This is a genomic window from Chryseobacterium sp. BIGb0232, from assembly GCF_024810195.1.
Lineage (GTDB): Bacteria > Bacteroidota > Bacteroidia > Flavobacteriales > Weeksellaceae > Chryseobacterium > Chryseobacterium pennae.
Genome location: NZ_JANUEH010000001.1, coordinates 1,212,804 through 1,226,101, shown reverse-complemented (window position 1 = coordinate 1,226,101; position 13,298 = coordinate 1,212,804). Strand labels below are relative to the sequence as shown.

The 13,298-nt window shown below is 30.5% G+C and carries 10 protein-coding genes; all 10 read left to right on the top strand.

The window, feature by feature from the left end; all coding sequences use genetic code 11:
- Window position 1 precedes the first annotated feature (1 nt).
- The 10 genes from M2372_RS05290 (at window position 2) to M2372_RS05245 (ending at window position 13,288) form a co-directional block, all read left to right on the top strand.
- Window positions 2–2,383: a tyrosine-protein kinase gene (locus M2372_RS05290; protein ID WP_123318069.1), complete on the top strand. Its 2,382-nt coding sequence runs from the start codon at window positions 2–4 to the stop codon at window positions 2,381–2,383.
- On the top strand, window positions 2,384–3,349 hold the full coding sequence (locus M2372_RS05285; RefSeq protein ID WP_123318070.1) for an SDR family oxidoreductase: 966 nt from the start codon (window positions 2,384–2,386) through the stop codon (window positions 3,347–3,349).
- Between the two features lie 14 nt (window positions 3,350–3,363).
- A complete protein-coding gene (locus M2372_RS05280) occupies window positions 3,364–5,202 on the top strand; it encodes an acyltransferase family protein (protein ID WP_123318071.1) in 1,839 nt (612 codons plus the stop codon).
- 2 nt (window positions 5,203–5,204) lie between these two features.
- The gene (locus M2372_RS05275) at window positions 5,205–6,494 is read left to right on the top strand and encodes a nucleotide sugar dehydrogenase (RefSeq protein WP_123318072.1); all 1,290 of its coding nucleotides are present in this window, start codon (window positions 5,205–5,207) and stop codon (window positions 6,492–6,494) included.
- Window positions 6,495–6,522: 28 nt separating this feature from the next.
- Window positions 6,523–7,779 (top strand): oligosaccharide flippase family protein, encoded by a 1,257-nt coding sequence (locus M2372_RS05270; RefSeq protein WP_123318073.1) that lies wholly within the window; start codon window positions 6,523–6,525, stop codon window positions 7,777–7,779.
- Window positions 7,776–8,831 (top strand): EpsG family protein, encoded by a 1,056-nt coding sequence (locus tag M2372_RS05265; protein ID WP_123318074.1) that lies wholly within the window; start codon window positions 7,776–7,778, stop codon window positions 8,829–8,831. The genes M2372_RS05270 and M2372_RS05265 overlap by 4 nt, the downstream gene beginning before the upstream one ends.
- Before the next feature lie 77 nt (window positions 8,832–8,908).
- Complete coding sequence (locus tag M2372_RS05260; RefSeq protein ID WP_259080633.1) at window positions 8,909–9,982, top strand: glycosyltransferase family 4 protein; 1,074 nt, start codon at window positions 8,909–8,911, stop codon at window positions 9,980–9,982.
- Window positions 9,979–11,094 (top strand): glycosyltransferase, encoded by a 1,116-nt coding sequence (locus M2372_RS05255; protein WP_123318076.1) that lies wholly within the window; start codon window positions 9,979–9,981, stop codon window positions 11,092–11,094. The genes M2372_RS05260 and M2372_RS05255 overlap by 4 nt, the downstream gene beginning before the upstream one ends.
- 184 nt (window positions 11,095–11,278) lie before the next feature.
- Entirely contained in the window at window positions 11,279–12,235 is a 957-nt protein-coding gene (locus M2372_RS05250; protein ID WP_148060700.1) for a right-handed parallel beta-helix repeat-containing protein, read from the top strand.
- A gap of 57 nt (window positions 12,236–12,292) precedes the next feature.
- Window positions 12,293–13,288 carry a glycosyltransferase family 2 protein gene (locus M2372_RS05245; protein WP_123318078.1) on the top strand — a complete coding sequence of 332 codons (996 nt, stop codon included), beginning with the start codon at window positions 12,293–12,295 and terminating at the stop codon, window positions 13,286–13,288.
- The last annotated feature ends 10 nt before the right edge of the window (window positions 13,289–13,298 follow it).

Genomic DNA, 13,298 nt, shown 5'->3' with positions numbered 1-13,298 from the left:
AATGGACAACCAAAAAACTATGCATTCCTCAGAAGTAGAAAATTCAAATAATATTAATGAAATCATTAAGCCCTATTTAAGAAAGTGGAAATGGTTTATTATTTCAATGCTTTTATGTGTTATTGCTACTTACTTTGCTTTGAAATTTATTACTCCTGTTTATAGTATAGAAACTACAGTTCTTATAAAGGACTCTAAAAATACTCCTGCTGCCGGAAGTGAAATGGGCATACTCCAAGATTTATCCGGATTTGGAGGAATGAAAACTAATAGCATTGATAACGAGATTGAGGTTTTTAAATCTAAAAAACTCATGAGAGATGTTGTAAAATCTTTGAATTTACAGGCTGATATTATTGCAGAAAAAAAGATCGGAAGTGTTGAATTATACAAGCAATCATCTCCGGTACTTGTTAAATTAGTTTCAGAAAAATCATTGGCGGAATTTCCAAAAGTACCTATCAATTTAAAGATAAAAGGAGATCAATTATATCTTACCTCAGAAGAACTTAATAAAGAAATTGTTTCCAGTTTTGGTAAGACTATTAATTTACCGTATGCTACAATTATTATTCTGAAGAATAACGAGTTTAATCCGTTATTAACTAAGGATATAAATACAAAAGACCTGAAGCTTAGAATATTCCCGATGGAAGCTAAAGTTTCTTATTTGCAAGGTATTTCTAAAATTGGTACTGTAAGTAAAGATGCTACTGTTTTGGGATTATCAATGACTTATCCGCAACGTGAAAAAGCTATTGATATTTTGAACGCACTGGTTATTGCTTACAATAATGATGCTATTACTGATAAAAATCTTGAATCTAAGAAAACCTTAGATTTTATAGAAGACAGAATAAAAAAACTTTCTACTGAACTAGGTGATGTAGAAAGCCAGAAAGAAAATTTTAAAACAAAAAATAATCTTACTGATCTTGAAACGGAAGCCAGAATAAACCTTGAAAGTTCTGCAGCGGCAAGAAGTAAACAACTTGAACTTGATGCTCAATTGGAATTAACCAATTCTTTAATTGGATTTGTTTCCAGGCAAGGTCAATTTCAGGTTCTTCCATCTAATGTAGGCCTAAATAGTCCAGAAGCTAGTTCTGGGATTTCTACTTATAACCAGCTGGTAATGCAGCGTAATAGATTGTTGGAATCTGCAACCCCTGAAAACCCTGCTGTTATTGATATTACTAAGCAGATCAACTCAATGCGTACAACAATAACGCAAAGTTTGCAGAAAAATAAGGATGGATTAGAATTAGCTAGAAATGAGTATCTGGGTGAACAAAATAAAGTTTCAGGAAAAATATCCAAGTTACCATCTATAGAAAGGTTATTTAGAGGAATAGAGAGACAACAACAAATTAAAGAGAATTTATATCTTCTTCTTCTGCAGAAAAGAGAAGAGACGGCTATCGGATTATCTATTACAGCCCCAAAAGCAAGAGTAATTGATACAGCATATGCATCAAATGCTCCGGTTTCACCAAAAAAAATCATTATTCTTGGGGGAGCATTGCTTGTAGGACTTCTTATTCCTTTCATCATTATTTATTTGCTTGAGCTATTAAATAATAAGATTGTATCTAAGCATGATCTTGAAAATCTGATACATGCTCCAGTAATTGCAGAATTGCCTAGTCTGGAGAAAGGAGATTCTGATATTGTTCAGATGAATGATATCACTCCAATGGCTGAAGCATTTAGAATTCTGATAACCAATATGAATTTTATGCTTCCTAAAAACAAGAATAAAGGAAAAGTTGTATTTGTTACTTCCACCGTTAAAGGGGAAGGAAAAACATTTACTTCTGTAAACCTGGCTCTGACTTTAGCGAATCCAAAGAAGAAAGCTATTATTATTGGTTCAGATATTAGGAATCCTCAATTACAGAGATATAATCCATCAAGAAAAGGGTTGGCAGGACTTACTGAATATCTTTATTCAGATCAGATCCAGTTAGAGGAAATTATTCATGTTTCATCTTTTAACCCACATTTGGATGTTATTTATTCAGGAATGATTCCTCCTAATCCTACTGAATTGCTTTCTAATGGAAGATATGAAGTATTGGTTGATCAGTTGAAGGAAAGATATGATTATGTAATTCTAGATACTGCTCCATTGCTTTTAGTAACGGATACTTTCTTAATTGCAGATATGGCAGATGTAACAATTTATGTAGCAAGATCTAACTATACAGAGAAATCATTAATTGAATTTGCTAATAACAACGTTGACCAAAGTAAAATTAAGAACGTTGGATTTGTATTAAATGATGTAAGCCATGAAAATTTGGGTTACAGTAATAAATATGGCTATGGTTATACTTTTGAAAAGAAAACCTGGTTTCAAAAATTAAAAGATAGATTTTAAATGAAAAAGGTTCTAATTACAGGAGGCGCGGGATTTATAGGTTCTAATCTTACAGAATATTTCTTAGGGAAAGGATATAAGGTGGTTTGTCTTGATAACTTTGCTACAGGACATAGACATAATGTAGAACCTTTTCTTGTAGATCCGAATTATACGTTAATTGAAGGGGATATCCGTAATTTTGAAACTTGTGTAGAAGCTGTACAAGGAGTAGATTATGTACTCCATGAGGCTGCTTTAGGATCAGTTCCTAGATCTATCAAAGATCCTCAAACCTCTAATGAGGTTAATATTTCAGGCTTTTTAAATATGTTAGTGGCTGCAAGGGATGCAAATGTTAAAAGATTTGTATATGCAGCTTCATCCTCTACTTACGGAGATTCTAAAGCTTTACCCAAAGTGGAAGAGGTGATTGGACGCCCTTTATCTCCTTATGCTATTACAAAATATGTGAATGAATTATATGCTGATGTTTTCAGCAAAACATATGGGATGGAATGTATTGGCCTTCGTTATTTTAATGTTTTTGGAAGACGCCAGGACCCGCACGGAGTATATGCAGCAGTAATTCCACTATTTGTAAAACAATTTATGAATGGGGATTCGCCAAGAATTAATGGAACAGGAGATTATTCCAGAGATTTCACATATATTGATAATGTTATTCAGATGAATGAATTAGCAATGTTGACAGATAACCCCGAAGGAATAAATACAGTTTATAATACAGCTGTTGGAGAGCGTACTACATTAAATGACTTGGTACTATGCTTAAAAAAGCTCCTAAGTAACTACGATGCAAGAATAGCTGATATCGAAATAGAATATGGACCTAACAGATTAGGAGATATTCCTCATTCATTAGCTTCAATAGAAAAGGCTAAAACATTATTAGGATACTCTCCTAGTCATACTCTTGAAAAAGGGTTGGAGGAAGCCGTGAAGTGGTATTGGGAGAATATTTAAGGTAATAAATTTATATGAATGATTTTAGAGCAGACATTCAGGGGCTAAGAGCATTAGCTGTTTTTCTGGTATTTATTTTCCATATTTCTTCTTCAGTGCTTCCTGGAGGTTTTTTGGGAGTAGATATCTTCTTTGTGATTTCCGGTTATTTAATTTCTGGAATTATTTTAAATAAAGTAGAAAAAAAAAGTTTTCGATTTATAGATTTTTATATTGGCAGACTTAAACGTATTGTACCAGTATATTATATAGTTTTAACTGTAATTTTAATTATAGCTGTAATAATTTATCTACCTTCTGATATTTTGCAGCTCAGGATGAATGCATTTTGGTCCGCAATTTTTGCTTCCAATATCTATTTTTCTACTTTGGATACCTATTTTGGGGCATCAAGTATCGAGAATCCTTTTCTCCATACTTGGACTCTTTCCATTGAAATGCAGTTTTACTTTTTATTACCATTATTACTTTATTTTATCAATAAAAGATGGTTACCAACAGCATTGATAGCTATTATTATTGGTTTTTTAGGGTATTCGGTTTGGGGAACTTATTTTTTAGATCTTAAAAGTAAAATGTATTTCTCTTTGGCAGCGAGGATTCCTGAGTTTTGTATAGGAGCATTGTTTGCTGTAAAGCAAGATACCTTTAAGAAAATAGGAACTTCCACTCTTAATTATATATCAGGCATTAGCCTTGTTGTAATTCTTGTCTGTGCTTTTCTGTTTTCTGAAAAGTCTGATTATCCTGGATATTTGGTCATTATTCCTTGTCTGGCCACCAGTTTTTTATTAATCAATAAGGATAGCTTTATAAATCGTAATATTTTCAGCCATAAGATCGCAGTACATATTGGAGAGTTATCATATTCTATTTATTTGTGGCACTGGGCGGTGATGGCTTTATGGCGTTATTATAAGGTTAATTATGAGTTTACTGGAGTAGAAGTTGTCCTAATTGTAATTTTGACTTACCTTTTATCTCTATTCACATATTTTACGGTAGAAAGTTATTTTAGAAAAACTAATAATAAAAAATTTTTTACTTTACTTACTGCTTTAGTAGTCGTTCTTGGAGTGGTAGCTGTATTATTACCTAGATTAAATACTTATTTTTATAAAATACCAGATAAATATTCTCGACCTACTTTTGGTCTTAAGTCTCACTCCAATTCATTTGAAGAAGTGGAAAGTTTTGGGGATTTATCAAAAAAATCAGATTCAATTTTATTAATCGGTGATAGCCATGCGTTAGTTTATAAAAATATTTTACACAATTTAGGACTTGTCAATTCATTTAATTTTAGAACAATAACAAATGATAGGTACCCGAATATTCCGGGATTAAATCAGAAGGATTTTTCTAATAAAGATTTATTTGTACAGTATTCTAATATTGTAGCGAGAACTAATAATGAAATAAAGAACGCAAAGATTATTTTCATTTGTTCAGTTTGGTTTGATGATCAATCTTCTTTACCAAGTGCTTTAGATCAGTTCTTAAAAAATCTTAATGCATCTCAGACTGTTATTATCCTACCAGATTATCCTACTCCGGATAAGAATCCAATAAGGATAAATAGAGATTTTATAAAAAATGACAATTCAAATTATGAATATAAAATTGAATATAAAAAACTTCCTGTAAGAATTAAGAAAGTTTTGGATCAGTATAAGAATGTGCATGTAGTGAGTATAGATTTTAAACAAAAGCTGAAAGATATACCATTTAATAAAGATACATTAATGTACTATGATAAAGGACATTTAAATTTATATGGAACAGAAGTCGTATCCAGAGAATTTGATGAAGAATTTATGAATAGTATTAACAAAATTTTACAAAGACATTAATAATGAAAAGTTTTAAAATTGCCATTATTGGATTAGGATATGTGGGATTACCTTTAGCTCGCTTATTCGCTACTAAATTTCCTGTTGTTGGTTTTGATATCAATGAACAACGAATTAAAGAATTAAATGAGGGGAAGGATAATACATTGGAAGTTGCGGATGATGTTTTACAATCTGTTCTTATTGATAAAAATCCTCTTGAAACAGAAGAAAATGGTTTATTCTGCTCCAATACTATTGAAGATATTAAGCAGGCAAATATTTATATAATTACTGTTCCTACTCCTGTTGATAAGAATAATAGACCAGATTTAACTCCTCTCTATAAATCTTCTGAAACTGTTGGAAAGGTACTTTCATCAGGAGATATTGTTATCTATGAATCTACAGTGTATCCTGGAGTTACAGAAGAAGAATGTGTTCCTGTTCTTGAAAGAGTATCTGGGTTGGTTTTTAATAAGGACTTCTATGTAGGATATTCACCAGAAAGAATTAATCCAGGAGATAAAGAACATACAGTAGAAAAAATTCTGAAAATAACTTCTGGGTCTACCGCAGAAATAGGACAAATTGTTGATAATCTCTATAGATCAGTCATTGTTGCTGGTACCCACTTAGCTCCCACTATTAAGGTTGCTGAGGCTGCCAAAGTAATTGAAAACTCACAAAGAGATATTAATATTGCATTTGTAAATGAATTAGCAAAGATTTTCAATATTTTAAAAATCGATACTCATGCAGTTCTGGCAGCTGCATCTACAAAATGGAATTTTTTACCATTTAAACCAGGACTTGTCGGTGGGCATTGTATAGGGGTAGATCCATATTATCTTGCACAGAAAGCACAAGAACACGGGTACCATCCGGAAATCATTTTGGCAGGAAGAAGACTTAATGATTCAATGGGGGAGTATGTTGCTTCACAAATCGTTAAAGCAATGATCAAAAAAAATATTAAAGTTAATGGAAGTAAAGTTTTAAATCTTGGAATTACTTTTAAAGAAAACTGCCCAGATGTTCGCAATACAAAAGCAGTAGATGTAATAAAAGGACTTTCGGATTATTCGTTAGCAGTAACTACATACGACCCATGGGCAAACCCTTCCGAGGTGGAGCATGAGTATGGTTTATCTATCTATAATGAAGTCCCTGAAGAAAAATATGATGCTATTATCTTAACTGTTGCCCATAAAGAATTTGCAGATTTTGACTTTAAGAAATATCTGGCTGAAGGTGGAGTAATTTATGATATAAAAGGGTTTGTAGATCAAGAGGATGTAATCAGATTATAAAAATATCCAAAAATGTAGCCCGTTTATAATGATGAAATTAATTAACTTCCTTCGAGAAGGTTATAAAAATGAAAATATTACTCAAGCCTTCTGGTTATTAGTTTCTACTGTAGTAGGGCTTGTTTTAGGTTTTGTAACTAATTCTCTTTTAACTCGAATCTTAGGAAAGGATGTATATGGTGATTATGCACTGTTATTTAACATCTATAGTTTTTGCCAAATAATTTTCAACTTTGGGATATTTTATACTATTTCCCGTCTGGTGGCCATTACTAATGATACCAGTAGAGCAAGAGGATATTATCTGGTAGGCAGTTTCTTTGTAGTCATACTTTTTATTGTCATGGCAATATCAGTAATTGGATATGCTTTCTTTTCTGAAAATATTGACAAAGGCAGTTTATTTAAAGTATTGTTAATTTCCATTCCGTTTTCATGGGTGTATTTATTGACCACATTAAATGAAAATTTTCTTCCCGGAGATAACAAAATTAATCTTTTATCATGGTCAAGACTGCTTCCTAAAATTTTTTTAACGATTATATTGGCGATCATTTTCTTTTATTTTAAAAAAATAGATCTTATCAGTATTGTTTTACTTAACTATCTTACGTTTATCATTGCTTATGTGTATGTTTTCATAAAGGTTAAACCTACATTTAAACAATTCAGAAGAAGGTTGTCTGAAGTATTGGTAGGAAATAAACAGTTTGGTTTTGATATTTATTTTGGAGCTTTGATTGCTTCAGGAAGTAGTAGTTTATCTGGAATATTAATCAGTCATTTTGGAGTCAATAATGTTGAAGTGGGATACTATACATTAGCTACATTGTTAGCTTCACCTTTATCTATGATCCCTAATATTATTGCTACAACACAATTTAAAAATTTTGCACAAAGTTTATTTATTCCACCTAAAATGATACTGCTTACATTTGGATTAAGTACATTTCTTATGCTATTTATTATATTTGCGGCAAGACCAATTGTATCTGTTTTTTTTGGAAAGGAGTATCTTGATTCGATAGTTATGTTACAATATTTATCTATAGGATTTGTGTTTTATGGAATAGGAGATTTCTTTAACCGATTTTTGCTTGCAAAAGGAAAAGGGAAAGAATTGAGAAATGCATCATTTCTTGTTGGATTTACTTTACTCATTGCAAATATTTTATTTATTTATTTATACGGAGGTGAAGGGGCAGCCTTTGCGCGTATCTTATCAGGATTAATGTATGCATTGGTAATTTTATATTATTATAAAAAAGAAATTAAAGGATTATGATTTTTGCAGTTTTTGTTTTCCTTTTATTGCTATGTATTATTTTCCCTAAATCTAAAATGGTTGCAGGAGGAGTTTTCCTGTTTATGTGGCAGCTTTGGGGGTGGAATACTTGGAACGGAGATTACTTTCAATACGAATATATTTATAATACACTAGGAAAATTTGGACTTGATGCACTTAATGTTGAAATAGGATATAATATATTTAATCATTGGATTTATAGTCTTGGTTTTGATTTCCAGGGTTTTATGATTGTATATTCTTTTGTCATTTTGGGATTAATTATGTACTTTACAAATAAATCCCCTTATCCTGCAGTATTTGCGATTTTATATTTTATTATTTTCATCATGGATTACGTTTTTATGCGTAATTATATGGCAAATGTTTTATTTTTTGTGTTTTTAGCTCTTTTATATAAAAATCCAAAATACTTAATAGTAAAGTCTTTAATTGTACTGTTATTAGCACTTGCATTCCATAATACAGGAATATTTTATTTTGCATTTTTGCTTGTTTTGAGAAATAAATTGAGCATTAAAAAGCTTTTTATTCTTGTAATGGGTATTGTTTTAGTATTATCTACATCAATGACATTATTCATATCATTGATTAATAGCGAATTTCTTGCAGGTAAAATAAAGTATTATGCAACTGGAGATAGTCCTATTGGACCTGCTTTGACTCATTTTATAATTGTAGTTGTATTATTATTGTTTATTCATTTTACCAAAAAACAGCAGCTCAGCTTGTCTGCCGAAAATAACCGGATTATCATTTTATTTCAAAAAATAAATATAATAACCCTTATATACATACCACTCTACTTCTTTATTCCAGATTTTGGAAGATTTTTCCGGGTATTATTCCCGTTAGAGTTATTTTTCATTTTATATTTATTTTATAGTTATAAAAAAATTAATTTACGTGTTGTTCTTGGGTTAATTTTGATTGGTATGTACTCTATCGTTTTGTATCAGTTTGCTTTTAGTACTCTGAAATTAACCTATTATCCGTTAATTGAATCTAATCTTATTTATAGTTCACCATGAAAATTATATTGATTGCTTCATATTATTTTCCAATACAGGATGTTTCGTCCCTGAGAATACACAGCTATTGCAAAGCTTTGGCTAAAAAAGGAATAGATATTCATGTTTTAATGGTGTATCCTGCACACACAGAATGTCCGGATAATGGAGTTTTTGAAGGTGTAAATTATTCCTTTCTCTCTGATAAAAAATACTATAATGGCAATATTTTAAATAAATTTTATTTTAGATTCTCAGGATTGTATCATATTAAAAAATTCATTTTTAATAAAAAAGCAGAAGTAGTCTTATCCTATCATGATAATATACTTACCAATTTGTTTGTAAAGCTGTTTACATTTTTAGCTTCAATACCATTCGTAATCGATAAGACTGAATATCCATATGGGTATTTCCAAATGTCACGTATCAGACAGTTTCTGGAACGGATGAACTTATCTTTGTTTGATGGTTTTATAGTTATTTCAAATACATTAAAAGATTTTTATTCTAAAATTTCAAAAAATGTATTTCTTCTTCCAATGACAATTGATCCCAATAGATTTGAACATGTGAAAATTGAAAAAGGGCAGAAAAAATATGTCAGCCTGACATTTGGAGTGCATAATCGAGATGGATTATTAGACAGTGTCATTACTTTTCACAAATATTTAAATAAATCACAAAAAAAATCTTTTAAACTATATTTAATTGGTGATTATAAAATATTGTGTGAGAATTTTCCTGAATGCCTAAACATTGAAAAATATATTCAGGAAAATAATTTAGAGAAAGATATTTTCTTTCTAGGAAGGAAACCAATTCAAGAGGTTCCAGCAATTCTTGCAGGGGCAGAATGTTTAATAACAACTCCTACAAAATATGTGTCAGGCGGTTTTCCTACAAAATTAGGTGAATATATGCTGTCCGGTGTTCCTGTAGTAGCAACTAAGGCTGGTGAAATTTCCGATTATGTTACGGACAAGTATGATATATTTTTATGCGAAGTTGGAGATTGGGGGGCTATGGCAGACAAAATTGTCTTCATTGAAGATCATCCAGCTGAAGCTCTGCTCGTTGGTAGAAACGCTATAAATACAGCTCAGATTAAGTTTAATGCCGATACCTATGTTGATAGTTTGTTGGAGTTTTTAAATTCAATTAAGAAATGAAAAAACATAAGGTATTAATTATCCCAAACGCAGAAATTACCAAAGTAAATGAAGATTATACTGTAGAAAAGAATACAGGTGAATTTGCTAAAGAATTACAAAACCTAGGTTCTGAAGTTACAATTTATGGGCAAATCATGGATGAACCGAATAATATCCATGTCTATAAACTTAATGAAAATGGCTTAAAAGTTAGAGGACTATATAGAAAATCTAATAAAATTCTTAATTACATACTTCTTTATCTGAGGGTTATTCCTGAAATCGCGAAATCAGATTTTGTATACATTTTTTATCCTACAGCTTTTAAGTATATAGCTTTCATTTGTAATATACTAGGTCGAAAGTATGGTTTATATGTGAGAGGAGCAGATGATATGCAGGGAAAAATCCCCTCATTAATATATAAAAAAGCGGCTGTTGCATTTTGTGTAGCTGATTATTTCACGGATAACATCAATGCTGTTGTTGGAAAAAAAATTGCTTATACAATGAGACCTATGATTACCCTTACAGAAAAAGATATCGTAGAGAATAGGCTATACATGAAAAAAGATGTTTATAAAGTTCTTTATTTGGGACGTATGACCAATGATAAAGGAATTATAGAATTACTTAATGCAGTATCCGAATTGAGATATTTACAGCATAAACTTTATGTAGACTTGGTCGGAGATGGTGAGTATTTTGAAGAATTGAAACAATTAGCCAATGATCTGGATATTAATGATATGGTGTCTTTTAAAGGAGCAACTTTCGATGCACAGGAGATTAGAAGCTACTTTGTAAATTCAGACATCTATATACTACCTTCTTATCATGAAGGTTTTCCAAGAACTCTGTATGAAGCAATGATATATGGTACTCCTATCATCACTACATTTGTAGGGGGAATACCTTCCCTAATGAAAGATGGAAGAAATTGCTTGGAAATCGAATCGAAATCTGTAGAATCCATTGTTTTATCTTTAAAGAAAATTTTTGATAATTATGATCAATTTAGCTTATTTGCAAAAGAAGCTACAAAAACGGTAAGTAATTTGCTAGAAACAAGAAAGTATTCACATGCAATGGATGTAAACAGATATTTAAATAACCTTCAAAAAAAATAATATGATAAGTAACTGTAACTATAAAATTATTTTTTTTCTTTTCATTGTATTGCCCTTAAATATATTTGCCCAGTTTCAGTATAAAAAAATTGAGGACTCGCTGCTTTTACCATTCAATAAGAAAGTTGAAATTAAAAAGATAAGGTCTACATTATTTACAAAAGCTAAGAACCTTACGGATTATTTGCCAAAGAATTTTTCTAAAAATGGAGATGTAAACTATACCAAATATTTGCAAAAGGGGATTGATGATAATAAGAAAGTTATTCTTCCTGATTTTCCTGTGATGATTGATTTTGGAGGGCTAAGGTTAACATCCAATTCCTCAGTTTTATTCCAGGAGAACTCTAAATTATTGTTGCAGCCTAATAAAGAAGAATTATATGGGATGCTTTATATTGAAGGTGTAGAAAATGTTAATGTATATTTTGCAAATTTAGTTGGTGATAGAGATAACCATCAAGGAAATAAAGGAGAGTGGGGAATGGGTTTTTTTATCAGAAACAGTAAAAATGTAAATATATATAATCCTACCATAACCAAAATGTGGGGAGATGGTATTTATATTGGGAACTTAAACGATCCTTCTGAAAAAATTGAAGTAAATTATGCTTTTATTGATAATAATCGAAGAAATGGCATATCAATTGTGGCAGGAGAGAATGTAATTATAAAAAATAGTCTTATTGCAAATACTTATGGTGCGATTCCTCAGGCGGGAATTGATATTGAGCCTAATAATACTCGTGATTATATTAATAACATTCTTTTAGAAAATATTGTTACTTATAATAATGCGGACAGCGGGCTTATTTTTGCATTAGATAATTTACAGGGAAATTCTCTGGATCGTATAAAAATTGATGTGAATAACTTTGTGGATTACTTCTCAAATAGTGGAATTGATTTTTATGTAGATCGTGGATATAACAAATTTTTAAAACCACTGAAAGGAATAATTAGCATGAAAGATATTAAGTTGTTTAAGAATAAATATCCTATGAGAAATAGCTACAGCACAAAATCTAATATGCACGTGAATTTTCAAAATATAAAAATAAATAATAGAAAAGTAAATAACAATAATTTAGATATTTTTGTCCAAAAAATTAAATCAGGGGAAGAACAGATCATCAAATAACTCTTATAGGAAGAAAGAGTTAAAATGTTAAAACGATACTAAAAATTATATAGAATTATGTTCATATCCGTTATCATTCCAACCTATAACCGAGTGGATACACTTAACAAATGTCTTCAGCATCTCGAAAATCAGAGTATTGGAATTGAGAATTACGAAGTTATTATTGTAGATGATTGTTCCATAGATAATACCCCGGAATTTTGCGAAAACTATGTATTAAAATCTGAAAATGTAAGATATATCCGTAATGAGAAAAATTCAGGTCAGGCTACAACAAGAAATGTAGGAATCAGAGCATCAAAGGGTGATATAGTACTGTTTTTAGATAATGATTTATTGGTTTCCGATACATTTCTGGAAGCCCATTTAAATCTTTATAAAGCTAAGCAGGATGAAAATATTGCTGTTGTTAGTGATGTTACCTATCAGGCTGAAGATTTGGATAAAACCAATTTTGGGCGATTTATTCAGAGTAGGGCAATAGGATATCGATCTGAAAAATATATGCGTGGGATAGATTTTTCGGATATACCAAGCAATTTTTTTGCAGGAGGTGGATCTTCATGTAAAAAGGAGGATGCTTTCAAAATAGGTCTGTTTGAAGAAGGATTAAAAAAATATGGATCCGAAGATGAACTCTTTGGATATAGATTAAAAAAAGCAGGTTTTAAAATTGTATTTTGTCCGGATGCAAAACTGATTCATTATGATAATAATATATCTCCTCATTACTGGAAAATCAAATTTGTCGAATTAGGAAGATACAGCTTGAGAACATTAAAAGAAAAGGAGCCTGAATTAATTGATAATTCATTATATGATTTATTAATGCCAATCGACGCAAAAAAAGAAAATTTAAAAAAGACTTTATTTAAATTAGGGATAAAATTTTTCAGTTCTGCTTTATTTCGTATACCGGTAGAAAAGTATGTTTTCACAACTGATGAAAACAAAAACTTTTATTCTGATATTATTTACAGATATATGACTATGCTCTGGATTATTGAAGGATTTAATTCTGATAAACAAATTGAAAAAGTTAAATATTAATCTCAAATAT